Source organism: Vibrio genomosp. F10 str. ZF-129 (assembly GCF_000287055.2).
Classification (GTDB): Bacteria; Pseudomonadota; Gammaproteobacteria; order Enterobacterales; family Vibrionaceae; genus Vibrio.
This window is the reverse complement of the sequence record NZ_AJYQ02000091.1, coordinates 21523-47855: the sequence shown is the minus strand read 5'-3', so window position 1 is coordinate 47855 and position 26333 is coordinate 21523. Positions and strand designations below refer to the sequence as shown.

Here is a 26333-nt window from a genome sequence, read left to right as displayed (position 1 = left end):
ACACATAACCGATTTAGACTGAAATAAAACGTATATAAAACAGGTGAATTTACATCCTGTGTAAGTTTTTTGTGGATCAAGCGGTCTGCTTAATCGTGAGTCTTGTGTGTCTGAGTATGACCGTCGAACTCTTACGTTTATCACTCAACCGTTTATTGCACGATCGTTTATTACTCGTTGATGACAACGATCGTTTATTACGCAACGCATTAGTGAATTGGGCTATCGGAATAACTTCGCTGTGGAATGGAGATGTGAATGCCAATGATTACCGACCTACAGACAGAGCTGTTTAGCAGTACGCATTCTGCTTTGTGGATGTTTGCTGGGGTGATATTGCTTTCCTATCTTTTGGAGGATCTCGCGATCGTTTCTGCGGCTAGCTTGGCGATGCAGCAACTCATGTCGCCTTCGTTAGCCTTGCTTGCCATTTTTATTGGGATAACAACCGGTGACATTGGGCTTTATTACCTCGGAAAAAGCGGTCGTTATTTTCGTGGGGTACGTTACAAAGCGTTAACGAGCCGACACTTTCGTACATTAAGACGAAAGCTACATCAACGCACTTTTATCAATTTATTTTTCATCCGATTTATTCCAGGAATGAGGACAGTTGGGTTCACTTTAAGTGGCTTTTTTGCCATTCCATTACCTCAGTTTTTGTTGGCGGTGTTAACCGCGAGTAGCGTCTGGACGTTGGCTGTGTTCGGCGTTATCTATTCGCTGGGCAGTGCAGATTGGTTGCAAACCGGGGTTTTCCAATGGTTAACGATTCCTGTTGCATTATTGGTGCTTTTTTCCGTCAACCGAATTCTTAATAAATCACTCTCTAGAGGTTTTTCATGAGCTTGAACAATGGTGTGGTATGCATTGCCAAAAATAAAATCAATGCAGGGATGCCAAAACTCGAGGTAGAGACAACGCGAGCGGTTTCACCGTACGAATTTTTACCCAGTTGGTTTTTTTACACGCCAGTGCTCATTCAAAGCCTGTTGTTAGGAGCGAAACACCGAGATATCGCCTTGCCACTTATCGCGAATCCAAGCATTAAATTAAGTGGAATGGTCGGAGAATCAAAACACGATATTCTTTCACTCGCAGGTTCAAAAGCAAGGGAATCGATTTCACGCTATATCCTAGTGACAAAAGGGCATGAATCTGTTTCTCAGCAGTGCACATTAGCACTGGCCGCCATGAAAAAAAACAATCTGGAATTTCCTATTGTGGCTAAGCCGGACTTAGGCTGTCGTGGTGCAGGGGTTCAGTTATTACGTTCACCAGAACATTTGCACGGTTACATAAAAGCGTTCCCCAGCAATGCCCGTTTCCTTCTACAGGAAAAAGCGCCATATCAAGCCGAGGCGGGTGTTTTTTATGTGCGCTACCCCGGTCAAAAACAAGGTGAGATCATCTCTATGACTCTCAAGTATGCCCCTTCAGTGATAGGTGATGGCGTGAGTACCTTAAAGCAGCTTATCGAACAGTGCCCAAGAGCAGGGCAGTTATCTCATCTCTATTTCCCAAGACACCAAGACAAACTCGATTGGGTTCCTGAAAAGTCGGAAGAGTTCCCGTTGGCGTTTGCCGGAAGCCACAGTCGAGGTTCTATTTTTAGGAATGGGAATCACTATATCAGTCCGATGTTAACGAAGAAGTTGGACGAGATATTTGACGATTTAGCTGGGTTTCACTACGGCAGGTTGGACATCAAATTTGAAGATATTGATCAGTTTATGGCGGGTGAAAAATTTACCATTTTGGAAATCAATGGAGCGAGCAGCGAAGCCGCCCACATCTGGGATTGCAACACGCCACTGAAAGAGATTTTTTCTACGTTGCTCAAGCAATACCGAATTTTATTTGATATTGGTGCCCAACAAAAACGACTGGGACACAAATCCCCCCCTCTCTCTGTGTTACTGAATGCCTGGCGAGAAGAAAAATTATTGACTCAGCACTACCCCGCGACCGACTAAATAACAACGAATTATAGGGATAAATATGCTTGTACTTTCAACTCAGAGCTTGATACCGGAAAGGGACGGTGATGCAGAAGCCCCCATCATCTCTCCTGTTATATCGGGTGCGATTGAAACCCTAGATCAAGGCCTTCAGTTTCTAACTAGGATCACTGACGCTCAATATGGCTACGATGCTCAGCCTTATCTTTCTAGCTCAATTGGCCAACATTTTCGTCATTGGCTTGATATCTTTCACGCACTTTTTCAAGAGGGTAGTCATGTGGATTATAACCAAAGAAGAAGAGGGCATGAGGTCGAAACACAACGCCAGATTGCCATAGAAGAGATCCTGTATTTTATTGAAAGACTCAAAACGACAAAGACAAGCGATCTTATTGCCCCCGTGGTCATCGCTACCGAAGTGTCGCTGAAAAAAAGTAAGGTTTGCTTAATGTCGTCAACGTTTGAACGTGAGTTAACCTTTGCGGCCTTGCACGCCAACCATCATTTCGCAATGGCAAAAGTGGTGACCACTCTTTTAGCCATCGAAACGAGTGATGATTTTGGTTTGGCACCGGCTACCGCCACATTTATTCGGGGGCAATAGTATGTGTTCTGTTTCTTGGTTGGTGGATGACGATGGCTACCAGATATTTTTTAACCGTGATGAGCAAAAAAGCCGTGCTCTTGCATTGCCGCCTAGACAAATCACCGTCGACGGAACCGATGTGATCATGCCGATTGACCCTGTTGGAAGTGGTAGCTGGATCAGCTTGAATGAGTTTGGGTTGTCACTTTGCTTGCTCAATAACTATCAAGGTTCAGTAAACAACGATCAAGGTTTACTCAGCAACGAGCAAGGAGTGATGCCTTCGGCGATAACCGAGAAGAAAGAGACGTTAATGAGCCGAGGGCTACTGCTTAAGCACCTGTCTAGTTACTCCGAAGTCGAGAAAGTAGAGCAAGCTTTTAGGCAATGGGATCTTCATCGTTTTGCGCCTTTTACGTTACTGGCTTTTTCTCCGTCGCTCAAAACGGATAACCCTTACGTTACTGCCTTGGAATGGGATGGTCAGAAGCGGCTTATTCATTTAACCGACTGCCCGCTATTTTCATCAAGCGTTGATTTAGAAGCCGTGACCGCTTATCGGTTAGAGCAGTTTTCTAAATTGACCGCGAAAGATAAAAGCGTTCAAACCCTATTGGAATTTCATACCCATCATCATCCGGAGCATTTGCACCGCTCAACCTGTATGCATCGAGAAGATGCCCAAACGGTGAGTTTTACCTATTTAAATGTGTCTAAAAATCGCCAATACATGTCCTATGTTGCTGGTTCTCCATGTGACCAATTGTCGGAACAAACGCTAAAGCAACATCAATATGATCTTTGTCTTAACCGCTGCTTGGCTTCTTGAGTGACAACCACGCTCACTAGAACGCCAATAAAATTGAAAAGGAATTAAGTGTCCATATGAAAACATTAATTAACGTCAACATCATCTCAGCATTATTACTGCTATGTGTGAGTTCTTTTAGCTACGCAAGCGATGAAGTGTATACCGGTTTTTTTAACAACAAAGCACTCAGTGGCTACGACAGTGTTGCGTACTTTACAGAGAACGCACCAGTAAAAGGTCTCGCTGAATTTAAAACGGAATACAAACAAGCAAACTGGTACTTTTCGTCTCAAGAAAATCTGCAGGCCTTTATCGCCAATCCTGAAAAGTATGCGCCGCAATACGGAGGTTATTGTGCCTGGGCGATTTCTGAAAAGAATGATTTTGCCCCAGGCGATCCAGAGCAATGGTCTTTGGTGGATGGGAAGCTATATCTCAATTACAACGAAGGTATTAAGAATAAATGGGAGTCTGACCGTACTCATCATATTACTCAAGCAAACCAAAATTGGCCCTCGTTAATTCAATAATTCGATTGAACTACGTCAAATACACAAGGTGACCACCATGATAGATAGTCCTTTTCGTTTGCCGAGATATACCCCTTTTGGGATTGGAGAGTCCGTGGTTGAATGGGCGACGGGTTTATCTAAACTTGATCGCTTGTATCAGCAAAGGCCCAAAACGCGGACAAGTTTCGAGTTTATGAATTACACGCTCAACGCGCTCAATATTCAATATCAAGTAGAACAAGGCATTGTGGAGAGTATCCCTCAATCAGGGGCGACGGTCATTGTGGCTAATCATCCATTAGGGGCGCTTGAGGGCGTTATTTTGGCGGATTTAATGGGCGCCGTACGTAAAGACGTCAAAGTGTTAGCGAATCAACTTCTGAAACGTCTTCCTGAGATCGACGAGCTGTTTATTGGTATCGATGTGTTTAATGGAAAATCATCGCAGCGAACCAATACCAATGCGATTCGCGAAGCGCATCGTCATTTATCGGAAGGAGGCGTTTTAATTGTTTTCCCTGCTGGCGAAGTCTCTACCTATCAAGAGGGGATCGATTCTTTGTTGGATATAGAGTGGAGTCAATCGGTCGCGAAATTTATTAAGCGCAGTCAGGCTACAACGGTGCCGATTTTCATCAATGGTAAAAACAGTGCCTTGTTTTATCAAGCTGGGCGAATTCATCCATTGCTTAGAACCGCACTACTAGGTCGAGAGCTGCTCAATAAAAAAGCGTCAAGCATCGCCATTTCCATAGGCAGTGCTATTCCATTTTCTGAACTTAAGGGTTTTGAACAAGACAAGGACATTGTTCATTATTTAAGGCTGAATACCTATCTGATGAGCCAACATTCAGCGGCAACTCCAAATGAGCATTGGGTTCAGGGAGCCTCATCCGTGTTTCAGACGCCGATCATTGCCCCATTACCTCAGGATCAACTGCATTTAGAAACCTCTTCATTGCCACCCTCGACATTACTGTTTGAGCAAGGCGATTATAAAGTCTATTGCGCGCCAACTCAGGCGATTCCAACCGTGATGCAAGAGATTGGTCGAATACGAGAAGAGAGCTTTCGCGCGGTTGGCGAAGGCAGTGGCCTAGCCTGCGATGTCGATGAATACGATCTGCATTACTATCAATTGTTTGTTTGGAATGAAAAGGAACGAGAAATCGTTGGATCCTATCGAATGGGGTTGGTTGATGAGCTTGTTGAGAAGCATGGCTTAGACGCCCTCTACTCGCGAAGCCTTTTTCAATATGATCAGAGCTTTATTGATTCACTGGGTAAGAGTCTTGAATTGGGCCGCTCTGTCGTGGCGAAAAAATACCAACGTAATCTGAGCTCGTTATTGATGCTTTGGAAAGGTATCGCTGCCTTTGTTCAGCGTCATCCCCAGTACACCCATTTATTTGGCCCAGTCAGTATCAGCAGTGACTATAGCCATGTCGCGCGGCAATTAATGGCAGCGACGTTATCTATTCATCATTACGATCAAGAGAAAGCCACACTGGTAAAAGCGTCTACACCACTTCGATCCAGTGGCGCTGTCTTTTGGCAGGCGAATTTGTTGTCATCGTTAGCGAGTGTATCGTTATTGTCTAAAGTGCTGGCTCGTATGGAAAAAGGAAAAGGCCTTCCCGTATTGCTTCGGCAGTATTTAGGCATGAATGGAAAGCTGGTTTGTTTTAATGTCGACCCTGCATTCAATGACGCGCTTGATGGTCTGATTGTCGTGAATCTAAAAGCAGTTCCTTTGAAAACCTTAGCCAAATACATGGGCAGAGCAGAAGCCGAAACCTACTTAGGATTAACACATCGTGATCCCTAATCAAGAATAGACGCTGGTGACGAGATACACAGACATAGATTGATGAAGAGATCTTTATCAATGTGTGATGGCGCATTCTTTCATCAGGATAATCTTGTGTGTCATGATAGTCGGACAAAAAAACGACAACATTCAAGGAAGAGAAATGAAAGACGAAACCCTTTCCATCCATTTTGGCTATGACACAGACCCAACAACAAAATCGGTGGCAACGCCTATTTATCAAACCGTCGCGTATGAATTTGACAGCGCTCAACATGGCGCTGATTTATTCAACCTTGAAGTTCCAGGGAATATCTACACGCGAATCATGAACCCAACCAATGATGTGCTGGAAAAACGTATGGCAGCGTTAGAAGGCGGCATTGCGGGTCTTGCGGTGAGTGCAGGAAGTGCTGCTATCAATTATGCCATCCAAACCTTGGCTGAGGGAGGCGACAATATCGTTTCTACTCCACAGTTATACGGTGGGACATACACGCTGTTTGCTCATATGCTGCCAAAGCAAGGCATTGAGGTTCGATTCGCCAAAGACGATAAACCAGAAAGTCTTGCTGAACTTATTGATGAAAATACCAAAGCGGTCTATTGCGAAAGTATCGGGAACCCTGCGGGGAACATTATTGACTTAGAGCGCATAGCAGAACTTGCCCACGCGCAAGGTGTTCCTGTGGTGGTCGATAACACGGTTGCAACGCCAGTATTGTGCAAACCCATGGAGTTTGGTGCCGATATTGTGGTGCATTCTCTCACCAAATACGTAGGTGGGCACGGAACGACCTTAGGTGGCATGATTGTCGATTCAGGCAAATTCCCTTGGGCTGAGCACAAAGACCGTTTTCCAGTATTTAATACACCCGAAGCGTCTTATCATGGTGTTGTTTATGCCGAAGCGTTTGGAGAAGCTGCATTCATTGGCCGAGCTCGCACGGTGCCGCTACGCAATACTGGGGCAGCCCTGTCACCAATGAATGCATTTATGTTAATGCAAGGCCTAGAAACCTTATCACTACGTATGGAACGTCATACTGAGAACGCATTGAAAGTGGCAGAATATTTAAGTCAGCACGAGAAAGTCAGCTGGGTAAGTTATGCTGGTCTTCCTACCTCCCCTTACTTTCCGCTCGCAGAGAAGTACATGAATGGGAAGCCTTCTGCGATTCTTTCGTTTGGCTTAAAAGATGGCTACGACGCGGGTGTTCGTTTTTATGACGCGCTTGAGATATTTAAGCGCCTAGTGAATATTGGTGATGCTAAATCATTGGCTTGTCATCCAGCATCAACGACTCATCGCCAATTGAGTGAACAAGAACAAAAACAAGCGGGCGTTTCACCGGAAATGATCCGGTTATCCGTCGGTATTGAACATATCGATGATATTCTTGCGGATCTTGAGCAGGCCTTAAATGCCTAAATGAATGGACGTTAATAAGGAAACTGTGCGAATAAGCGCATAGTATAAAATAAGAAATATTGAGTAGTTGAGAGAAAGCCGGAACCATGTGTTCTGGCTTTTTTATTCACCGACCTCGGATTTTTTACTCGTGTTCGGGGCTAAAACCTTTGTCTCGTTTGTTACTCTTCTAGCCAGCGTATTACTTCTATTTCATCGGCCTTAAATTGGTTTGCAAAGTGCTCGAGTAAAGCCGCTAAGTTGTTGCCGTTATCAACGATCGTATTCATGACCCGTTGAGGGCTAACTTCAATATCACACCCTTTTGGGCCGGCCTCAGTCGCAATGACCACAGGAACAATAAATCGGTCCGCGCACAGTGAGTGGTCTTTTTTTAAAGCCATTGCGAACTCCTGAGCTAGGGCGATATCTTCTGCTTTGTATTCCCTTTCCCCGATTCGAAACACAACAACAAAGACCAAGCCGCGATACAACATAATCATGTTTGCTTTGTGGGGCATGTCAGCCACTTGATATTCAAACACGACTTGCCCAGCAAGATGAAGTAGCTCTTTCAATTGCGATTGGACGATCCTGATTCTTTCAGACATATCCGTGGGTAAAGAGGGAGCAATATCTAAAGCAAGCAATTCTTTATCCGCAAGAGAAAAATGATAAAAAGAAGCCGAATAGAGATACGAAGAGCTGAGTGTGGGGGAAGACATAAGGAAGAGTACCGATATTATTGTGAACTTAGTGCGACAGCGCGGGTGCCAGTGTATGTAAGCCCCCTCATTGAGTAGTTAGATTAGCATAGAAACGATAGGTGCGAAGAGGTTTAAAGGGATTAGCACATGGCAACCCAATCGAATGTTTGTTGAGGTGTTTTATGCTTTATTTGATATTAACTGTTTTATTTCAATGGTTTGAATTTTATTTTTGTGGTGTTTTTTGTTCAGTAAAATTGGTGAAGTAGCTTTGGGTTACCCATGTGCCAAATGAAATTAAAGTGTCGATAATACTTCGATATAACAAGGAAGCAGCCATAAAAGAGGTTTTGTCATTACTAGAAGAATGGTTACTGGAAAAGCTAAGTGTTTAATTTAAGTGTTTGATTTGTAATTAATTTAAATAATATATCCATTTACTATTCCATTGCCCTATAAAGCACATCGATAACAGCGTAGGATCACACTACTTTAGACAAAAACTAGGTTTGCATTTCGGTGCACGATCATCAAAAAATATGAAACTAACAGCAAAACCATCGCTTAATCACGCTTTACTCATCTCTATTTGCACGCCCAAATTTAAAGGAGATGAGGCAGCAGAATCACTAGCAGAACTTGCTCGTTTAGTGACAACCCTAGGGTTTAAAGTGGTCGGCACACAGTCTCAAAAGCAAAGTTCGACTCAAGGGCTTAATGTACTTGGTTTAGGTAAATTGGCGGAAATTGCGCACCTTACGGGCAATAAAGGTTCAATAGGAGAAGAAGACCAAGAAATTGAAGAGCTGTTTGATGAGACGGATTTTGACGATCTTCCCTCAGAAAACCAGCCACTCTCTAGCGCTGATGTGGTTGTTTTTGATTGCGATTTGACACCATCTCAACTGCGTAATGTAGAGAATCAACTGGGCGTAGAAGTGTTTGACCGTACGGGCATCATCATTGAAATTTTTAGCCGTCATGCTCGCACTCGTACGGCACGCTTACAGGTGGAGATAGCCCGTCTTAATTATTTAGTGCCACGACTTCGTGAATCATTGACAGGTGATAACGAACGTCAAATGGGGAAAGGAGCGGGTGAAACCTCGTTAGAGTTGGATCGCCGTAAAGTACGTGATCAATTGGCTGACCTGAGACGTGAATTGGTCAGTGTGCAATCTGAACTGAAAGGCCGCCGAAAACAGCGTGCGGAACTCTTTAGTGTGGCATTAGTGGGTTATACCAATGCGGGCAAGTCATCAATGATGCGCGCCATTACAGGCAGTGAAGTATCAGGAGAAGATAAACTTTTTGCGACGCTTGATACGACTGTGCGTGCGTTACACCCGATCACACAACCCCGGATTCTGGTATCCGATACCGTCGGGTTTATTAAAAAATTACCGCACGACCTCGTTGCTTCATTCCATTCCACTTTAGCTGAAGCTCATGATGCATCTTTACTGCTTTATGTGGTTGACGCTTCAGACGCATCATTCCGTGCTCAGCTTGATGTTGTGCACGAGGTTCTTGGTGAAGTCGGTGTTGATGGCATTGAAAAGTTATTGGTATTGAATAAATCCGATCGACTTAGCGACGAACAGCAGCAAGCACTGATGGAAGAGTTTCCAGATGCGATGATGACGTCAACACGTAACCCACTTGATATTGCGAAGCTACATAAGTACATCGTCAGTGTGGCTGAAAATGAGATGGTTGAAGATGAAATCATTGTGCCGTACACCGCGAAAGGCATTGTTGGTGAAATTCGTTCAAGTATGAGTGTTACGAATGAAGAGTACGAATACGACCATATAAAGCTAACTGTACGCTCGAACCCAATTGATTTGGCTAGACTCAAAAAGAAAATGTTGAATTTATAAAAAGCCCATGTCGCCATAAATGCAGCAAAAAGCCTAACGTATCAATGACAACATGACGTTAGGCTTTTTTCTTTCTCACTGTTTTCTTGATCCCGTATTTTAGGCACATTTCTTTCTAACTAAGTCGATAGAGAGTTGAGAGAAAAACGCACAAAAGAAGAGGGATTAACGGATTAGATCATGGCAACCCAAACCGTTGATAAGATCATTGCCTTACTGATGAAATTAACCTAATTAATTGAATTAAATCATTTTATTACCGTGAGCCCTTTCTTGATTAGCTCACTTGAAAACTGTTCTTTTGCTTTTGGTTCCCCATGTATCAAATGGACTGTTTTTGGGGGAGGCGATATCCCTTCAATGAATTTTAACAAGTCGGCTTTGTCGGCATGAGCAGAATATCCAGACATGCTATGCACCTTTGCATTCACTGCGATTACCTCGTCATCAATCACCACAGTTCGTTTATTATTTTGGATGTCGTGTCCGAGCGTGCCTTTGGCTTGATAGCCAGCCAAAATGAGATCGGTTCTTTTATCGGACAGTAATGCTTTCAAGTAATCAATGATTCGCCCACCTTGGCACATACCTGAGGCGGCTACCACGATAGCGGGTTCCCCAGTCGATTGTAGCCTGTTAACCAAACGCTGGTGGCTGCGATAGTCTTCAACGGTAATACATTGCTCAAAAGCGAGTGGGTGACGGTGTGTTTGTAATCGTTCTTTGGCTTCTTGACCCCAAAGTTGTTTAAAGCGACGATACGAATCGGTGACCTTTTGAGCCATTGGTGAATCAAGAATGATAGGAACCTTAATATCTATCTGGTGCGTATAAATGAGCCGTTCAATATCAAACAGCAATTCCTGGGTTCGACCTACGCTAAAAGCAGGGATCAGAATGGCTCCACCATCGCTCAGGGAACGGTCGATAATGGCTTTAAGCCGCTCGGAGCGGGTACTGATGTCCTCATGCGTTGCGTTACCATATGTGGTTTCAATCAATAGGTGATCGGCACGTTGCGGGGAGACAGGGTCAGGTAAAAGAGGGGTATTGTTCGGCCCTAAGTCACCAGAAAACACAATGACCTCTTGGTTGGGTAGACGAACCTCTATATAGGCAGACCCAAGAATATGCCCAGCTTGCTGGAATCGAGCCATTAGCCCGTTGGGGTTTTCTTTCGTGATCGGGAACCATTGATTGTATTTTCGAGGGCTTAGCATACGACGCAGATGATTAAGTACCTGTTCGTTTTTTTTCTGTGTTAACCCCAGTTGCAGTTTTAAGCTGTCTTCAAGCATTAATGGCACTAGCTCTGCGGTCGCGTCACTGCAATAAATAGGCTTGCTAAATTGCGTAGCAAGTAACCAAGGCAAGCGGCCAATATGATCGATGTGAGAGTGGGTAAGTAGCAATGCGTCGAGGTGCTGAGTAGCAAACTCAATATCAAGTGGGCGTGTGTCAGCCCCTTGAAACAACCCGCAGTCGATAAGAATGGATTGTTCATTGGCTCTCAGTTCATGGCAAGAACCTGTAATGGTATTTTTGCCGCCGTGATGTATGATTTCCATAATCCACTCCCCAATTAACGCCATAATCAACGATTCATTACTGTGCCTCTGGAGCGATGTAAATACAAAGTTGGGTTCGATTAATGCGATGAAAAGGAGAATACATAACGAGTGTGTTACTTGATTGCATGGATTTTTTGAATAATGAGCGAGCTAAAATCCCAATGAATGAAACGCTAGTGCTCGTAGGTGGATATTTTAGAGCGCGATCCGCGCCAGATAGATAATGTTATAACCTTATCTTTCATCTTCGAAAATACGGGGATTCAACTTAATTCCACTCTTGCGTTATCACTACTGCACGCTTGAGATAACAGCGGAAGGGATTTGAAATCTAAAGGACCAGATTCTAGTTTTGCTTAGAGTCAAATAGCGCATGTTTTAGTACCTACGTTCAGTGAAAAACCGATAAAACCAAGCGTGAAAATTCAAAAAAGCCCTACAAATCAACGGGTTGCGTCCATCCTCAAGCGGCTGGCGTAAGTTGAACTTGATTTTTAACTGTCTGTTTCTCATTAAGTTGTATTGATTTGGTTTTTACTGGTGTACCTATTCCTTACGGTTACCCCCATTTTTCACCCAAATAGTGTGCACTTCCTCAGAATCTAATTCTCTCATCCATCTCAACGGAACAACTTCTGAGTTGTTAATGATGCAAAATACAATTTTAAAGTTGTTAGAGGGGGTTTTTACAACTAATATGTTGTTTATAGTAACTAGTACAACAATAGAGTTGTTTGAGGTGTGTAGTGAAGAATATTGATGAAATTGCAGTGCTGCTTACCGAGCAACGTAAAAAGCTGGGTATCGAGCAAAAAGACATGTACATGCGAATCGGCATGAAGCAGCAACAGTATCAACGTATTGAAGCAGGTAGTGACGTAAAGCTATCAACCTTACTCAGAATTTTAGAAGGATTGGACTTAGAGCTCTCTATTTTACCTAAAGGCCAGAAAACCTTTCTTTCCTCGCCAGATAAAATGTCAGAACGTCAAAGCGATAGCACCCAAAGTTCAGATGGATTGCAAGATGATACTGATGATCTCGGCTTTTGGTTCGACATAGAGGGCAAATCATGACTAGGCAGGTAGAAAAGGTCGAGGGTCTTAATATCCAGTTGCATGGCATCGATGTAGCGGTTATTACACATTATGCTGGTGGAAAAAATATACTGACCTTTAATCCCGAATTTGTTGTGATGCCAGTTGAGAAGCGGCCTGTTTTTACATTGAGGCAACTGCGTGACCCTGGCTATTTAAGTAAACCTCAGATTCGGACCGATAAAATCCCGACTGTATTATCCAATCTGTTACCAGAGGGAGCATTGAGAGAGCTGACAGCCAAAGCGCTCCAATGCCACGTAAACAACGAATTTTCAATTCTTGCCTATTTGGGCTCTAACTTGCCAGGAGCACTAATCGCTAAGCCGATAAAAGCGGGTGATGTGCCCGATTGGGCGTTAGAGCAGCGATTATCGACAGAGCCTCAGCAAATCAATGTTAGACATGCTGATACCAAGTTTTCATTGGCAGGCGTACAAATGAAGTTTTCCTCGTCACATCTAGATGGCCGATACCATATCGATCAAGAGATTTCTGAGGATATGTGGATTATTAAAACCCCATCTACTGTTCACAAAGGTGTACCCGTCAATGAATATACCTGTATGAAGCTGGCTGAGGCGGCGGGGGCAGAGATACCTGAAATACGACTAATTGAACTGGAAGAGCTTGAGGGGTTGCCCTGTATTAAATTACCGAATGAGCAATATGCTTATGGCATCAAGCGATTCGATCGTAGTGACCAAGGGCGTATCCATACTGAAGATTTTGCTCAAGTATTTGGCCTTTATCCTTCGGACAAATATCAACGGGTTAACTATGAACAACTAGGCAACGTGCTCTATCAATCTAGCTCTGAACGATTGAAAGACATTCAGCAGATGGCAAGAAGGTTATTGATTAACATCTTGCTAGGAAATGGCGATGCACACCTTAAAAACTGGACGTTGATTTATAGCGATGCTTACTCCCCGCGCTTATCGCCTCTTTATGACGTGGTATTCACCTCTCCGTATATAGAAAATGACAGCCTTGCGCTGAACATGGTAGGAACCAAACAGTGGTTTGAAATCACCATGAAGCACTTTGAAGAGTGGGCTGAGAAAGCCGGAGTACCGTGGGTTGCGGTTAAGCCACACCTGATTGATGTGATGAGCCTAGCCCGAAAAAACTGGCCCAATTTGCTGCAAGAGCTTCCTATGGAAGTTGAGCAAAAAGACGCACTAAAGAAACACTGGGGCAAGTTGAGTGATGACTTCAGAATTTCCCTGTAGACCTATAAAGAGAGTTAGATGAGCAAGTTACTTAAGCTGAAGAGATTTTTCACATTAGAGGAAGCGGGGAGGTAACTCAGCAGTGTACCTTTGGCTGTATCTAAAAAGCAAAGAAGCTGTAGAATGTAAAAAGACTTTGAAAGACGATAAGTCATTGATTTTGATTTGTTATAGGCACAAAAAAAGACGCCCGAGGACGTCTTTAAATGTTGAATTGGTGGAGCTGGCGGGATGCTCCACGAGTGTTTTAAATTCAATAGTTTAGATGTTGATTTTTGTTTGTTTTAGGTATTTTAGTACCATGTGATAGTTAGTGCAATACTGGAATTATATTGATATGACCCCCTCAATTACATTGGCTTTAATTGTCCCCAGTTCAACTCCCTAATAGGGAGTTGAACTGGGCTACTTAGTCAGTTGAGCAGATGCTTTTAGGCGATCAATTGTTGAGCTTTGCTCTGCGGTTAAATGGCATAAAGAAAGTTCTTGGAGTGTATTAGATATGCGGTTGTATTGGCGTTGTTCTTGATAAACGATACGAGCTCTTTTTGCGTTAAGCCATCTGTCTATTTGCTTTTGTAATTTGAGGATTACCTTTTGAGTTTCGAGTGATTCTCGAGCTTGTTTTTGTTGGTATCTCCATTCATTTAGGCGAACTCCTTTTGAGGGACTATGTGGGACGTAGAGACGGTGATCTATTTGGCAGTGTTTTAGTACAGCCGTATTAAATGCGCTCTTTATTAATCTCGTTGCCGATTTTTTTTGGAGCATTTTGAGCACTCTCGTCCCCAAGACTTTTCCTACAATAAGGTGAACATGGTCTCCACTACCAAGGTTACCTTGTTGTGGTTGTTGATGTAACACCGCTCTAATCAGTTTTTTGAATGTTTGAGTCTCTTCGTGTGTGAGTTTTAAGTTATGCGCCAAAGCTCTACAGCAGTCTCCTGTCATTAAACGCCATTGATTTACTGATGGCCGGAAACCTCTGGGTAGAGTTAAACAGAACTCCATAGCATAGCTCGAGATTGGACGTCCTCTAGTCTTCAATATTTGCTGGGTTGTTTTGTATTCTTCTCCCCGTAATGCGATTAGCTGAGATGTTTTTGCGTTGCCAATTAGCGAGATTATTTTTTCTGTATTTTGATGGTTCCGGTGGGAGCTAGAGAGCAGGTACAGCTCTCTAGTCATTACCCCTTTTAACCCTGCTTTAACAGGCTCGGTAGTTACAGTCCAATTTTTGAGCATGTTTTATTTCAGATTACTAATCTGTGTTCTAAATACCAAATAAATCCCGCAGTGATAGTGGCTTCCAGATAGGACAAATAGCTCCGCATTTGATCCACTGGTGAGAGGAGCCCCTCTCAACTCCCTAAAAAATTTTGATTAGTAAAAATAGTTTCCTACATTTTAAGAAAACCATGAAAGATGAAATAACTACATTTGAAGACGCTCTTATATCTGCTATCGAACTTGATCAAGCTAGAGACATTAAAGCTCGAGTTGAAAGTGATGTAATGAATCTTTGCGTAAAAAAAGGGTTGATATGTGAAGAAGATAAACAAAGTAAATCCAAGGACTACCGCTTGGCATGTAAGGTCCTTGAAAACGATTTTCCTGCACTATGTTTATTGAGAACAGGTTTTCCAGAAGTTCTTAACTCATCTGATTTGAGAGAATTGCACAGTGCCGTTGATCAAATGTGTGAAGACGTTGTAACTAGAATCGCTCAGCGAATGTTAGATAGGAAGGTTGAGTGATTCTATACTTATATTCTAGATATCTGAGATACCTAGCATATAAGCAATAGCAGTTAAATATAATGAACGATACCGCTTAAAATTCATTTCGTAGCATTAACAACTGCTTTGATAGTTTTCATTGGATAGCTAATTACATTGGCGTTGAGTATTGATAGTGCAGCTTAATAAAATCGCGTCAGTTTAGCTCAACATATCTGATAGATGTCGGCTATTCGACATCTATCCTTATTAATGCCTATTTCTTATTTTTTAAGATGATCCATGCAGCTAGTGAAAAGCCAGCAGCACCTGTCAACATGGAAACAATACGAATAAAGCCCTCTTGATCATCAAGCATGGACATTAGCCAAGCTATATCGATCAAAGGATAGACCATACCAACAAAGCCGATGATTAGACCGTAGACCAGTAAAATCCTATCCTTTACCGCAAAGAACTGAAGCTTTCGTTCCACTTTTTCATTGCCAAAAGGTTTAGACCTAAATTCATCAACCGTAACGTTCCAGCCCAGCTTGTTCGAGAGTTTGTTCCAGCACTTGGCAATCGAACTCTTGTAAATTGTACGGCTAATATCATCCCAAAAATACTTAGTACCAAAACTTCTCATAACATCCATATCAAAGGGGACTGCACCTAAATACTCAACACCGCCTTGCTGCGCCAAATCTAAGTTGTCCGACCGTGTTTTATTGCGAAGTCTGAATATAGAGCTCGTTGAGTCTTCCCTTAATTGGTTAATAAGATTGTCTGATGTAATTTTAGATATACTATCTTCTTCTTCTACACAGAGAGTGACGTCACTGATGAAGTGACTTGCCGCAACTAACTCATCATAACCAGCACGACTATCTAAAAGAATAAAATCGTAGCTTTTGGATACTTTACTTAGTAAAGCATTAAGTAACTCTATTGCTTCACCTTTGGTGTCGGGCATCAAATCTGTAAACTTCAGAATTTCGTCAACGCGAGATACAGAAGGGACGACATCAAATGCCCTATATCTAGCAGTTGCAACCTTTGAAGCACCAGAGACTTCCAAATCACCTTTGCCTATAAAAAAATCTGCGATTGATATCTCACCATCCTCGATAAGCTCTAATCTTTCTTTTTTATGGTAATACAACAAAGATGTTAAGCCTCGTACGAAAACATCTAGATCGATAATTAGTGTGGAGTGATTTTCATTTCCAAGTAAGTCTGCTAATACTGCGGTTAACAAAGTTTTACCAGTGCCACCTTTACCACTTACAATGTTAATAATTTTAGGCTCTGGCATGCTAACCTCTCTTGAACAGTGTAATAGCTATAAAAATGATAGCTTGAACAACATACGAATACAGAATTGTTGTAATTAGAACTGATAAAATATTTTCGTATTCAATCGTAAATGAGGCATGGACTAAATAATATATGGGTAACATGATTAGAGAGAACCAGAATAACCCTAGTGCTGTCTTGCCCAACCAGCCATCAAAAAAACCCTCACTTTTGTTTTTTTCTCGAAAATACGTAAATACGATATATGACCACATATGACCAGAAATCCACGACAGTACAAGAGTCGCTAAAACTTTAGGACTTCCTACTAGAAATGTAATTACTGTCTGGATGATCTCATCAGGAATCTTAATTTCCAACTTCAGTCCCTTTCAAAAAATAATAGCTGTGGAATACATTCCACAAATTGAATTCTTGCACTATACATAATACTACTTAGCGGCTAATAGTCGTCTTATTAGTCACATGATGTCACTTTTTGTTTACTATTTCAATTTATAATCAATAGTTTAAGTTAAATGGCGTGTTATAGTCGGCAAGGTGTAACCTAATAATTTAAGTGATGGTTTATCAACTTATTCGGATGAATTCTAAAGGAACTATGGAGCTAATAGGCACGTTTTAAACGTCTACCCTATAGTTTTTGGCAAAGATAAGCTACCACACGCGCCAGCTCGGAGTTGGACAGAAACCATTCAGACATTGCCAGCTGTAACCTTTATGGACAGTAATGATTTATGACCAGAGTGGCAAACGTTTTCTATCAGGTTAGAAAAAGTATCTGAATCCTTATTCGCTTATTCGCTTATTCGCTTATTCGCTTATTTGTTTATTTTTCGTCTTCAAGTTCGGCTAACTCTTGTTTAAGGGCTTCTATTCGCTCGTTATACGTAAGTTTACTTTTCTTAGAGCTTCGATTTACTACGTTTAAAGCATTCATCAAAAAGTACATTGCAAAGACAATACTAACTTCTTTCAGAATTGGCAGGATACTGGCTAAAATCATTCCCAAACACACACATATTAAAGCTTTGAGTACATCTATGAATGCGACGTAAATTAGCCCAATCAACGAAAATGACTGAATATTTACATTCTCGCTATTCATTGCTGTGCAATGTACTAACTCTGCGTTTATTCGGCTTCGGTAGAACTCCCTATTGAACTTAGCCACTTTACTAAAGCCGAATGAATATAATGTCTTCAAAACCCAAAGCACTACAGCAAAAATAGTAGACCCGATGATACTCTGACCGATTGGTGGCCACTGCAGTATTTGTTCTAACAACTGACAAACTCCCATGCAAATTTAAACGCTGATATGTATTTAAACCCTACCGCCTGATTTTACCCATAGCCTCTATATAGTCATCCAGACCACCCATAGCGCTTATCATTCTGAAAGGGTTTTGTTGAGTCGCGATTTTTTTATGGCACTCTGAGATCGTGCACCATGGACAAAGCTCGCTTTCAATACGTCCCATATTCAAACTCAACCACTGAAAACCAACACCCACACAAGCGCAAATAAAAGTGTGCCAAATTTGAATCGAAGCGAAAATGGCTTACGGTTACATATCACACTTAAAGCGTTTATTGTTAAATGTATTTTTGCTTATTATCCATCCAATTTCATTGCTGTTTTGGGCATTAATTCAATCACAGAGCGTCCAACTCCACCTTGTGAAGAGGAACTCTCGTTTTTAATGTAACCTGTATCTTGTGGTGAGAAAATACAAGATGCAGCATGTGTTAAAACGATATCCTTGCTTTCTTCAGTAGTGGCAGCATCCGTTAAAGCCTTGTAGGTCATGAGAGCATTTTGTCTATGCTTATTAACTATTGCATTATGTTTATGAGATAAAAAGTTTTTTGCAGCCAAAAAGAGTAAGTATGCAATAACACCAAAAATCAGTACTTTGCTTGTCATCAATTGAAATGCCTGCAAGTTATCTTCAGGCTTAAACCATGCCAATTTGTGAATGAATAACGTACAAAATGCGTAAATACCTAAGGCAATAGAAGCATGTATAGTTTTTGTTTTCCAATATTCAGATTCTTTTTCATGTGCCTCTGATTCATCTTTAAAATATATTGCTTGCTGCGATACTCCTTGCTCCGCCGCTACTTTACGTACGTCAGCAAGTACATTTTCTGCCTGTTCTTGATGAACCGTTAGATGCCCTGTAATTTCAGTTGCTTCATCTTTCACATTTTGAAGCATTGCTCTGGCTTCATTTTCCATTCTCTGGAAATCAACAGACTTACTAGTACCATAAGATATAAAAGGGAATAACTTCTGGAACGTTGGATCGTAAGCAGCGGCTACTTGTTGAATGATATAATCTCTAGGTTGAGTGGGATTTTGATTTTCAACTGTTGTTGGGTCAAAATCTAAAGCTTGCTGAAAGCGACTGAAATCCGCATCAGCGATTTGCTTTATTTGAGTAAGTATTCCATCAGGGAAGTCGTCTAGAGTAGATAGACCAAGCTGATTATACAAACGGACTAATTTTGAAGCGGGTGCAACAATTGCTGAAAAATCGAAATTTCGCCCCAGCTCTTCTTCCCTCGCTAAGCTTTTTGTATCAAAAGCTTGCATCCTCGATAGAGATTCTTGAGTTGCTTCTAACTGACTCATTTAATTACTCCGTACTTAGTTATACATTTAACGTTATAGACTGAATTTTTCCGCTTTTATGCTCTGCCTATGTTGCGACCAATCATTATGAAACTCAACTTTTATCAACTTGTTGTGTGAATCGAAAGATAACTTCGGGACAGAACTATGGAAAGTTTCGTATAGGTGTTCAAAATAAGGGTTAAATTAGTTTGATCTATTGCGATGATCTCTAAACGGTAAATTATTAGGAATAAAGACACTTTGGAGCAATAAATGAATTAGGCCACAACTTAATCGTTAAAAAATGCTCAAACTATAATGTCCTTCGACAATACTGCACGACGAAGTAAAACATCAAAATAAAAGGGCTCCGCTTCGCGGGAATCACTCTCCGAGTTGAATTTTCAATTCAACGCGAAGAGGGATTTTTGATTTGTGACATGTGACAGACCTTATAGGTCTGTCACATGTCACATGGAGAAGATTAAGTAGTAAGTTGAATTTCGTCGCTACCCTGAGATCTGTTATCCAATTGGAAGACAAAAATTAGCTTGCTCTCTTGCAACGACTTAAGTGCTCTCTGTAGTTGTTTTCTTTCTTTGTCCTCTAGCTTTTTCTGGTTGGGATAGATGAACTCACGTAGCATTTTGCGAGTTATCTTTTTATTCGGTTGCGCATCTATATACTCTAAAATCTTTGTTTCAAGGTTGTTTCCAGCTGTCTTCTTTTGCATAGAGTGAGCTACTTTAACTAAGGTTTCTATTTCGTTATGTTCATCATCAAACACATCGAGTTGAACAGTTTCAAAGTCGATCTGGATTGGTTCGCACTCCTCTATGTCTTTTTGTTTAGTACTGATAAAGTTAAGCGATTTCCCTCCATCAATCCTTTGGACTTGGAATTCACAGTCACAAGCAGCCCTGAGAGCGGAGCTACCTCTGGCTCCTTTTGAAGCGTCTTTTCCCGTGTGATGAATTAAGAGAATTGAGCATTCAATTTCAGCTTTCAAAGAGTCACAAGCAGTTATGAATTTACTCATGTCTTGTTGCGTATTCTCATCGCCAATAAAATTACGTGCTAATGTGTCGAGAATGATTAAATCGAACTTTATTCTGTTTGACTCCTCTAGTGCCTTGATTGCATTTTTTAGTGAAGTCATGTCTGCTGGATAAGTTAGGAAGATTGCATGGTCTAAGACAAATAAATTATTAACAGTCGCATTGTTATGGATTTCCCATCCCCTTATACGTCTGCTAGCTCCTAAAGCACCTTCCGCAGCTACGTACAGTACAGCACCTTTTTTAACTTTATTTCCACACCAGTCAAAACCTTCTGCAACTGAACAAGCGATATCTATCGCTAGAAAACTTTTGAGTGAGGCAGATGGTGCGTATATGACCCCCATTGAATTGGTAGGTATGTAGTTCTTAACACACCAATAGAGAGTACGTTCGTATCCTTCGGAGCCTCTTAGGAACTTTAGTGTTTTAGGCTTAAAGATTCTTTCTTCTCGCGGTGATAGAGTTGCATGTGATTCAGGTTTTGTCAGCATTTTGGAAGGAATACCTTCACTATGACCATAATTGAAAGAGGCCTGACTTAAACTACTGTACACGTTGTAAGGGGGCTCTGCTGCTGTCTGATTAGGGGCGACTAGATTATTTACAGTCGCAATGACAAGTTTTTTCAATGACATATTTATTGCTCGTGATGATGAGTAAGGAGGGCTCGCCTCCTCACCGATAGATATTTTAGTGGATGTAACTAACGCTCGTTGTAAGGACGAATGTGCTGAGTATGCTTGCTACAGATAGCCTCGATTGATGGGCTGGTAACCAGAGGTGTGAGGAAATGGGAATACACTTGGTTTGTCGGTGAGCTGTACCATTTTTTTAGTTCAGGATGTTCATCGCTATTTAGATGACCAGCTAGGCTCATGATCGTCGGGAAGGATATGTCATTTTCTCTCATTTCAGTGATAAACCTGTGGCGAAATGAATAGGTATCTAGACCTTTCCCAAGATGTAGTTTAGCTCGGCGATTAGAAAACCACTTTGATGCGTAGTGTGAGTAATAGCCACTAACTAACCCTAGTTCAGGGAAGACTCTTTCAGAGTTTAGTGAATTGATGAACTCCACGAACCCGAGCCTAATTAGCTCAGAGTGAACAGGGATACATCGTGTAGAGTTTTGATTTTTTACACGTTGGTCTTCATTCTGTGCATCAATCATTATGCATAGAGCACCGTCAATGATTTTGATATTTGAGCTGTATAATGCGCAAAGCTCGTTTAGCCTCGCTCCTGTATACCTGAGTAGTAGGGGAATCCAATAGTGGTATGGGTGACGGTACGTATGTAGTCGGTAATCTTTCATAGTGAAGATCGCAGAAAGATGTTCATTTGCAAACGGTAACCTAGGGTTCAAAACTACGTCTCTTTTACTCATCTGACCGCGATATACATTCGTGGTTGCATGATCCATCCTGACGCAGTAGTTCATGAACGTAGAGAGGCGTTGTACTATACTTAGAGCCCTTGATGTCGAGATCGAATCCTTGCCTAGCTCTGCAGCTCGATAGATTGCATCGTAACCATCGAATCCCTGAAGGTCGTGATCTTTGGTTTTGTTTTTGGGATAGTGTTGAATTGCCGCGACTATATACTGAGCACACTCGAAGTCGATTTCATCGACGTATTGAGCATTAACGAGTTCATCTTGCATGCGTAATGAGACGATATAGTCATTCACAGTTTTACTAGTGATGTTTTTTCGGGGCATTGTTTCTAAAAACTTTTGCTGTAATTCAACGAGTGTCAGTTTTTTTTGTTCCCGATACTTTCTAGATTTTGCTCGACCAAGTGTTCGCTTCAAAGCATTTACAGATGATTTAGAATGTTCTTGTTGATTCACATTACCGTAGCGCATTATTTTTCCTATTATTAAATAGCGTTAAGGACTGAGGTAATTGTTACGAGTAATGAATAATTTGTGAATGGGTGTAATGTATTGACTTTAAAGTCTAAAATGTGCATCAATGAAGCGCCAGCAAGATTTGTTCGTGTTTATTCAAGACACTAATAAATTTCAAGACTTCAATTTTTAGTAAAAATAAATCAAAAAAAAAAACCGATGTATTTTAAGTCGATGTTTTTTTTATGGGGGACAAAATTAAATCAAAAAAATTTGATTTAATTTTGCTTAAATATAATGGAATAAATATCAATTTGACTTGCGGGCGCTTTAAAAATTGTCCTTTTAGATTGAAGCTGGAAGTTCAGGAATCATGTTGATGGCATGATTAAGGAGCCCAACTGCATGACATTTTCCATAGCGATCATAGGTTATTGAGTTAGTCGAATGTCCGAGTAATGATGCTGCTATATCGACGTTGACTTGTTGGTTTTTGAGATTGGTAGCAGTAGTGTGACGGAATGAATGGAAATCATATCCGCGAGTGAAGCCTAAGCGGGTTTTTAGCCTCCCAAACCACTTACTAGCAGATGTACCATAGCCGTCACGCTGAAGTTTGAGCTCATCAAATACTCTCCCATCTTTCTGGTTTCTCACGAACTCAAGGAAACCGAGCTTTAGTAGTTTCTGGTGAATAGGGATAATCCTCGCACTATTAAGGTTTTTAAGTCGTTGATCGCTGCGAGTAGCTCTAATTTGAATACACCAAATGTCATCAACTTCAATTATGTCATCAGTATATAGTTGGCAAAGTTCGTTCAACCGAGCACCTGTGTAGTAGCCAAGGAACGGCAGCCAATATTGATATCTATGCTGGAACCTGTTTTCGTTGAAACCTTCATTGCTGAAAATTAGTGAAAGTTGTTCTCTTGAATAGTGATTCTTTGAATCTCGATCTCTAGTGGTCTTCCTGAACCTCAATGATTTAAAAGGATTAATATCAGTATATTCATTCTTTAAACACCACTCGAAGAAAGAAGATAGTTTTTGCATATAGTCTCTAATACTACCCTCAGATAAACATGGTTTTTTGATTCGTTGGTTCAACATCAAAATTTCAGGATTGCTAAGCGCTTTGAATTCTTTGCTCTTCTTAGAGTTGGAGGGGAAGCTCTGGAGTTGTTGTTGAACGACTTCCGCATCTCGGCGCCTAATGTTTTTTATCGATTCTATTTCAAGAAGGTCAAGAACGACTTGGCATTTGGCTCGTTGCCCTTCAAGCGTTTTTTCTGAAACATAGTTCGCTTTATATTCACAGTACATTTCAAGAAGTCGAGATAGGGCTGGGGAGGTAGGTGTCTGTCTACTGTTTGGTGATGTTGTTGACCGGATACGTCCTAGAGCAGAACCATTCTCGACTTCAACTATACCACTACAGTTAATCTGTCTAAGTATTTTTAGCTCTATCTCTAGTGCTAAGATTCGAGCTAGAGCCAGATCATTTGTACGTAAAGAGCGCTTTAGTTCTCTACGACCTTCAAATAATGACCTTTTCGATTCTGGGATCTGATAACGGAACTGCCAAATTCCTGTTTTAGAGAGTGTTAGATAGCGCATGTTTAGTACCGTATTTTAGTACCAACAGCTAAATTATTGGGGTGTTAAATACAAAAAGGGCGATAACTCAATGAGTTACCGCCCTTTCCAAACGTTTGGTGGAGCTGGCGGGAGTTGAACCCGCGTCCAAAAATCATTCATCATTGGTACTACATGCTTAGTCGATCTTTAAATTCACCAAGTACCTGCGAACCGACACGCTAGTAAATGACTATCCTGAATTAAATTTCGAACTTCATCTCTCAGGCGGGAGAATCCGATCTAGCTAGTTTGGGTTTGACTCTCTGTTATTCCCCGTCTTACAAGCGGAAGCTAGGGCAGAAAGGCTCTCAACAGGTTATTAAGCTGCTAGTGCGTAGTTTTCGTCGTTTGCGACTATTTTTTTGCGGCTTTTAACGTGGCCAACCGCCCCACGGCATGCACCTCAGACTTCAAAATTCTTGTCGAATCCTAAATCAGCCCCAAGTGTTCTTCGCATAGTACCAGAAAAGCATTGGCTGTCTAGCGCTGTGCGTTTAAGTGCTCAAGATTAACGCAAATTACTCTTCATAATCCGTGCTTTATCGCGAGCCCAGTCTTTTTCTTTCATATCAGTACGTTTATCGTGCAGTTTCTTACCTTTCGCAACACCGATCTTTAGCTTCACCCAAGAGCGAGACCAATAGAGTGCGGTAGCGACCAGTGTCATGCCTTCACGGTTGATGCGACCAATAAGGTTATCAAGTTCTTTACGAGAGAGAAGTAGCTTACGTATACGAGTTGGATTAGCAACAACGTGAGTAGAAGCCTGAGTTAATGGTGTGATTGTCATACCACTTACAAACGCTTCACCGTCACGAATATAGACATAGCTTTCTGCAATGTTGGTTTTACCTTCACGCAGAGATTTTACTTCCCAGCCTTGTAGCTCCAAGCCGGCTTCAATTTCATCATCAATGAAATATTCGTGGCGAGCTTTTTTGTTAAGAGCGATGGTATTGCTACCCGCTTTATTCTTTGATTTCTTTGCCATAGTGCCTGCATTATACGGCTTGGATTTCGGTTAGGAAATCCTTTATTTGCTCTAAGAGAGAATAAACGTAGAATTACAGTAATGAATGATTATGTAAAGTAGTACCGGAGTTAACATGAAACAAGTGAGTCGTTCAGCATTGGTCTCTTTCAGTGCTGATCAGATGTACGCATTGGTTAATGATGTTGCCAGCTATCCAGAGTTTTTGCCGGGGTGTTCAGGCGCGAAGGTGATTGAATCTTCTCAAGTGAGCATGGTGGCGTCTGTTGATGTGTCTAAAGCCGGAATCAGTAAAACGTTCACCACATCAAATCAGCTAACTGATGGTCAATCTATCATAATGAGCCTGGTTGATGGCCCTTTTCGTTCGCTAACGGGTGGGTGGCATTTTACCCCTCTGGATGATTGCGCCTGTAAGGTCGAACTTAAATTAGAATTTGAATTCTCGAGCAAAATGGTTGAATTGGCTTTTGGTAAAATTTTTAGCGATTTAACCAACAATATGGTGAGTTCGTTTACCAAGCGAGCAAAACAGGTGTATGGGTGTTATGAGTATTGAATCTGAGATGATCCACGTTGAAGTGGTTTATGCTCTGCCTCAGGAGCAGAGAGTTTTTACACTTGTGGTCAATAAGTCATTAAGTGTGGAAGAGATCATTGTTCAATCTGGTGTATTGTCACTTTACCCTGAGATTGATTTGAAAAAAAATAAGGTGGGCGTTTTTAGCCGTAATGTGAAGCTTGATGCGACCGTGCAGGACAAAGACCGTATCGAAATCTATCGGCCCTTACTTGCTGATCCAAAAGAAATTCGCCGTAAAAGAGCGGAACAAGCCAAACTAGAAAAGAGCAAATAACGACGAAAGTTACCGATAGAGTATGAGTAACGATAGTCATATTTTTTCAGTAAGGTATTGAGGCGTTATCTAGTGGGGTCTTAGTTTGATGCAAAAAAATGGCTCGTATTTGTACGAGCCATTTTTATATTGTTTAGATATAAATCATTAGTAGACATTACAATCTAGTTGATACTTTCGAAAAACTGCTCACTAGCTGGGTAGTCGCCAACAATATCAACAAGTGTTCCTGATGGATCAAAATTGACCACGAGGTTTTGTTGAACAGGATCTTTGTGGCCTTCAGTCAAATGGTAGATGTAGTACCAAGTGTCTGGGTAACCATTTTCAATCAACATCGGTGAGCCCATCACATAGCGTACCTGCTCTTTTGTCATACCAAACTTGAGTTGGTCTACGGACTCTTGTTCTACGTAATTGCCTTGGTTAATGTCAATTCGATAAACAAGTCTTTCTAGTACTGAACAACCCGTTAGCATTGTCATAGCTAGGGGGACGATGACTAACCATTTTTTAAACTGCATATTTTCTTTCTTTGCAAATGAACATTAAACTGCGGTGATAATAAACAACCTCGGCACAGAAGTAAAAAACTCCTTTTCCTACGAACTGTTTCAGACCGCGAATTTAGAGATAGGTTGCAAAGAATGCTCAAATGAGGTTGAAAAAGGAACTTTTTGAGCCTG

25 protein-coding genes and 1 other RNA gene are annotated in these 26333 nt (G+C 41.5%); 14 read left to right on the top strand and 12 right to left on the bottom strand.

Going from position 1 to position 26333, the window contains the following annotated elements:
- The first annotated feature begins 116 nt into the window (after positions 1 to 116).
- From A1QO_RS20285 to A1QO_RS10050, 8 genes are all read left to right on the top strand, one after another.
- Positions 117 to 296 (top strand): hypothetical protein, encoded by a 180-nt coding sequence (locus A1QO_RS20285; RefSeq protein ID WP_141707129.1) that lies wholly within the window; start codon positions 117 to 119, stop codon positions 294 to 296.
- Positions 259 to 846 (top strand): DedA family protein, encoded by a 588-nt coding sequence (locus A1QO_RS10080; RefSeq protein WP_017040726.1) that lies wholly within the window; start codon positions 259 to 261, stop codon positions 844 to 846. The genes A1QO_RS20285 and A1QO_RS10080 overlap by 38 nt, the downstream gene beginning before the upstream one ends.
- The gene (locus tag A1QO_RS10075; protein ID WP_017041499.1) at positions 843 to 1976 is read left to right on the top strand and encodes a hypothetical protein; all 1134 of its coding nucleotides are present in this window, start codon (positions 843 to 845) and stop codon (positions 1974 to 1976) included. Before A1QO_RS10080 ends, A1QO_RS10075 begins: the two co-directional genes overlap by 4 nt.
- 25 nt (positions 1977 to 2001) lie before the next feature.
- Complete coding sequence (locus A1QO_RS10070) at positions 2002 to 2568, top strand: hypothetical protein (RefSeq protein WP_017041498.1); 567 nt, start codon at positions 2002 to 2004, stop codon at positions 2566 to 2568.
- 1 nt (position 2569) lies between these two features.
- Positions 2570 to 3379, top strand: coding sequence for a hypothetical protein (locus A1QO_RS10065; protein ID WP_017041497.1), 810 nt, complete (start codon positions 2570 to 2572; stop codon positions 3377 to 3379).
- A gap of 56 nt (positions 3380 to 3435) precedes the next feature.
- Positions 3436 to 3891: a YHS domain-containing (seleno)protein gene (locus tag A1QO_RS10060; RefSeq protein WP_017041496.1), complete on the top strand. Its 456-nt coding sequence runs from the start codon at positions 3436 to 3438 to the stop codon at positions 3889 to 3891.
- 37 nt (positions 3892 to 3928) lie between these two features.
- The gene (locus tag A1QO_RS10055; protein WP_017041495.1) at positions 3929 to 5701 is read left to right on the top strand and encodes a lysophospholipid acyltransferase family protein; all 1773 of its coding nucleotides are present in this window, start codon (positions 3929 to 3931) and stop codon (positions 5699 to 5701) included.
- A gap of 145 nt (positions 5702 to 5846) precedes the next feature.
- Entirely contained in the window at positions 5847 to 7115 is a 1269-nt protein-coding gene (locus tag A1QO_RS10050) for an O-acetylhomoserine aminocarboxypropyltransferase/cysteine synthase family protein (RefSeq protein ID WP_017041494.1), read from the top strand.
- 161 nt (positions 7116 to 7276) lie between these two features.
- On the opposite strand, the gene A1QO_RS10045 is transcribed toward A1QO_RS10050, so the two are convergent.
- The gene (locus A1QO_RS10045) at positions 7277 to 7819 is read right to left on the bottom strand and encodes a hypothetical protein (protein WP_017034171.1); all 543 of its coding nucleotides are present in this window, start codon (positions 7817 to 7819) and stop codon (positions 7277 to 7279) included.
- A 521-nt stretch (positions 7820 to 8340) separates the two neighbouring features.
- On the opposite strand from A1QO_RS10045, the gene hflX reads away from it, so the two are divergent.
- Positions 8341 to 9684, top strand: coding sequence for a GTPase HflX (hflX, locus tag A1QO_RS10040; RefSeq protein ID WP_017041493.1), 1344 nt, complete (start codon positions 8341 to 8343; stop codon positions 9682 to 9684).
- 248 nt (positions 9685 to 9932) lie between these two features.
- Here hflX and A1QO_RS10035 read toward each other — a convergent pair whose 3' ends face one another.
- Complete coding sequence (locus tag A1QO_RS10035) at positions 9933 to 11276, bottom strand: MBL fold metallo-hydrolase RNA specificity domain-containing protein (protein WP_017041492.1); 1344 nt, start codon at positions 11274 to 11276, stop codon at positions 9933 to 9935.
- A 725-nt stretch (positions 11277 to 12001) separates the two neighbouring features.
- Here A1QO_RS10035 and A1QO_RS10030 point away from each other — a divergent pair.
- Positions 12002 to 12331, top strand: a complete 330-nt coding sequence (locus tag A1QO_RS10030) for a helix-turn-helix domain-containing protein (protein ID WP_017034174.1) — start codon at positions 12002 to 12004, stop codon at positions 12329 to 12331.
- A complete protein-coding gene (locus tag A1QO_RS10025) occupies positions 12328 to 13587 on the top strand; it encodes a type II toxin-antitoxin system HipA family toxin (protein WP_017041491.1) in 1260 nt (419 codons plus the stop codon). Before A1QO_RS10030 ends, A1QO_RS10025 begins: the two co-directional genes overlap by 4 nt.
- A gap of 405 nt (positions 13588 to 13992) precedes the next feature.
- Here the strand turns inward: A1QO_RS10025 and A1QO_RS10020 are convergent, their stop codons facing one another.
- Entirely contained in the window at positions 13993 to 14832 is an 840-nt protein-coding gene (locus A1QO_RS10020; protein ID WP_017041490.1) for a hypothetical protein, read from the bottom strand.
- A 173-nt stretch (positions 14833 to 15005) separates the two neighbouring features.
- Here A1QO_RS10020 and A1QO_RS10015 point away from each other — a divergent pair, with 173 nt between their 5' ends.
- Positions 15006 to 15344, top strand: coding sequence for a hypothetical protein (locus A1QO_RS10015; protein WP_017041489.1), 339 nt, complete (start codon positions 15006 to 15008; stop codon positions 15342 to 15344).
- A 238-nt stretch (positions 15345 to 15582) separates the two neighbouring features.
- Here the strand turns inward: A1QO_RS10015 and A1QO_RS10010 are convergent, their stop codons facing one another.
- The 8 genes from A1QO_RS10010 to smpB form a co-directional block, all read right to left on the bottom strand.
- A complete protein-coding gene (locus A1QO_RS10010) occupies positions 15583 to 16623 on the bottom strand; it encodes a ParA family protein (protein WP_017041488.1) in 1041 nt (346 codons plus the stop codon).
- Positions 16624 to 17454: 831 nt separating this feature from the next.
- Complete coding sequence (locus A1QO_RS10000) at positions 17455 to 17913, bottom strand: hypothetical protein (RefSeq protein ID WP_141707128.1); 459 nt, start codon at positions 17911 to 17913, stop codon at positions 17455 to 17457.
- A 330-nt stretch (positions 17914 to 18243) separates the two neighbouring features.
- Positions 18244 to 19266, bottom strand: a complete 1023-nt coding sequence (locus A1QO_RS09995) for a hypothetical protein (protein ID WP_017041485.1) — start codon at positions 19264 to 19266, stop codon at positions 18244 to 18246.
- A gap of 466 nt (positions 19267 to 19732) precedes the next feature.
- Entirely contained in the window at positions 19733 to 20944 is a 1212-nt protein-coding gene (locus tag A1QO_RS09990; protein WP_017041484.1) for a helicase RepA family protein, read from the bottom strand.
- A gap of 68 nt (positions 20945 to 21012) precedes the next feature.
- Positions 21013 to 22176 carry a site-specific integrase gene (locus A1QO_RS09985; RefSeq protein WP_017041483.1) on the bottom strand — a complete coding sequence of 388 codons (1164 nt, stop codon included), beginning with the start codon at positions 22174 to 22176 and terminating at the stop codon, positions 21013 to 21015.
- 330 nt (positions 22177 to 22506) lie between these two features.
- Positions 22507 to 23778 carry a site-specific integrase gene (locus A1QO_RS09980; RefSeq protein ID WP_017041482.1) on the bottom strand — a complete coding sequence of 424 codons (1272 nt, stop codon included), beginning with the start codon at positions 23776 to 23778 and terminating at the stop codon, positions 22507 to 22509.
- 96 nt (positions 23779 to 23874) lie between these two features.
- Positions 23875 to 24241: a transfer-messenger RNA gene (gene ssrA, locus A1QO_RS09975) on the bottom strand.
- A gap of 66 nt (positions 24242 to 24307) precedes the next feature.
- Positions 24308 to 24790: an SsrA-binding protein SmpB gene (gene smpB, locus A1QO_RS09970; protein WP_017034182.1), complete on the bottom strand. Its 483-nt coding sequence runs from the start codon at positions 24788 to 24790 to the stop codon at positions 24308 to 24310.
- Positions 24791 to 24905: 115 nt separating this feature from the next.
- On the opposite strand from smpB, the gene A1QO_RS09965 reads away from it, so the two are divergent.
- Complete coding sequence (locus A1QO_RS09965) at positions 24906 to 25349, top strand: SRPBCC family protein (protein ID WP_017034183.1); 444 nt, start codon at positions 24906 to 24908, stop codon at positions 25347 to 25349.
- Positions 25339 to 25647 carry an RnfH family protein gene (locus A1QO_RS09960; RefSeq protein ID WP_026026567.1) on the top strand — a complete coding sequence of 103 codons (309 nt, stop codon included), beginning with the start codon at positions 25339 to 25341 and terminating at the stop codon, positions 25645 to 25647. Before A1QO_RS09965 ends, A1QO_RS09960 begins: the two co-directional genes overlap by 11 nt.
- Before the next feature lie 164 nt (positions 25648 to 25811).
- Here the strand turns inward: A1QO_RS09960 and bamE are convergent, their stop codons facing one another.
- The gene (gene bamE, locus A1QO_RS09955; RefSeq protein WP_017034185.1) at positions 25812 to 26171 is read right to left on the bottom strand and encodes an outer membrane protein assembly factor BamE; all 360 of its coding nucleotides are present in this window, start codon (positions 26169 to 26171) and stop codon (positions 25812 to 25814) included.
- Positions 26172 to 26333 lie beyond the last annotated feature (162 nt).

Excerpts from the sequence above, each read along its gene's own strand:
- A1QO_RS10055 (WP_017041495.1), top strand. The coding sequence starts at position 3,929 with ATGATAGATAGTCCTTTTCGTTTGCCGAGATATACCCCTTTTGGGATT.
- A1QO_RS20285 (WP_141707129.1), top strand. The coding sequence starts at position 117 with ATGACCGTCGAACTCTTACGTTTATCACTCAACCGTTTATTGCACGAT.
- A1QO_RS10015 (WP_017041489.1), top strand. The coding sequence starts at position 15,006 with ATGAAAGATGAAATAACTACATTTGAAGACGCTCTTATATCTGCTATC.
- A1QO_RS10035 (WP_017041492.1), bottom strand. The coding sequence starts at position 11,276 with ATGGCGTTAATTGGGGAGTGGATTATGGAAATCATACATCACGGCGGC.
- A1QO_RS09965 (WP_017034183.1), top strand. The coding sequence starts at position 24,906 with ATGAAACAAGTGAGTCGTTCAGCATTGGTCTCTTTCAGTGCTGATCAG.
- A1QO_RS10010 (WP_017041488.1), bottom strand. The coding sequence starts at position 16,623 with ATGCCAGAGCCTAAAATTATTAACATTGTAAGTGGTAAAGGTGGCACT.
- A1QO_RS10020 (WP_017041490.1), bottom strand. The coding sequence starts at position 14,832 with ATGCTCAAAAATTGGACTGTAACTACCGAGCCTGTTAAAGCAGGGTTA.
- A1QO_RS10075 (WP_017041499.1), top strand. The coding sequence starts at position 843 with ATGAGCTTGAACAATGGTGTGGTATGCATTGCCAAAAATAAAATCAAT.
- smpB (WP_017034182.1), bottom strand. The coding sequence starts at position 24,790 with ATGGCAAAGAAATCAAAGAATAAAGCGGGTAGCAATACCATCGCTCTT.
- A1QO_RS10070 (WP_017041498.1), top strand. The coding sequence starts at position 2,002 with ATGCTTGTACTTTCAACTCAGAGCTTGATACCGGAAAGGGACGGTGAT.
- A1QO_RS10060 (WP_017041496.1), top strand. The coding sequence starts at position 3,436 with ATGAAAACATTAATTAACGTCAACATCATCTCAGCATTATTACTGCTA.
- A1QO_RS10065 (WP_017041497.1), top strand. The coding sequence starts at position 2,570 with ATGTGTTCTGTTTCTTGGTTGGTGGATGACGATGGCTACCAGATATTT.
- A1QO_RS10025 (WP_017041491.1), top strand. The coding sequence starts at position 12,328 with ATGACTAGGCAGGTAGAAAAGGTCGAGGGTCTTAATATCCAGTTGCAT.
- A1QO_RS09985 (WP_017041483.1), bottom strand. The coding sequence starts at position 22,176 with ATGCGCTACGGTAATGTGAATCAACAAGAACATTCTAAATCATCTGTA.
- A1QO_RS09990 (WP_017041484.1), bottom strand. The coding sequence starts at position 20,944 with ATGTCATTGAAAAAACTTGTCATTGCGACTGTAAATAATCTAGTCGCC.
- A1QO_RS10050 (WP_017041494.1), top strand. The coding sequence starts at position 5,847 with ATGAAAGACGAAACCCTTTCCATCCATTTTGGCTATGACACAGACCCA.
- A1QO_RS10045 (WP_017034171.1), bottom strand. The coding sequence starts at position 7,819 with ATGTCTTCCCCCACACTCAGCTCTTCGTATCTCTATTCGGCTTCTTTT.
- bamE (WP_017034185.1), bottom strand. The coding sequence starts at position 26,171 with ATGCAGTTTAAAAAATGGTTAGTCATCGTCCCCCTAGCTATGACAATG.
- A1QO_RS10080 (WP_017040726.1), top strand. The coding sequence starts at position 259 with ATGCCAATGATTACCGACCTACAGACAGAGCTGTTTAGCAGTACGCAT.
- A1QO_RS09995 (WP_017041485.1), bottom strand. The coding sequence starts at position 19,266 with ATGAGTCAGTTAGAAGCAACTCAAGAATCTCTATCGAGGATGCAAGCT.
- hflX (WP_017041493.1), top strand. The coding sequence starts at position 8,341 with ATGAAACTAACAGCAAAACCATCGCTTAATCACGCTTTACTCATCTCT.
- A1QO_RS09960 (WP_026026567.1), top strand. The coding sequence starts at position 25,339 with ATGAGTATTGAATCTGAGATGATCCACGTTGAAGTGGTTTATGCTCTG.
- A1QO_RS09980 (WP_017041482.1), bottom strand. The coding sequence starts at position 23,778 with ATGCGCTATCTAACACTCTCTAAAACAGGAATTTGGCAGTTCCGTTAT.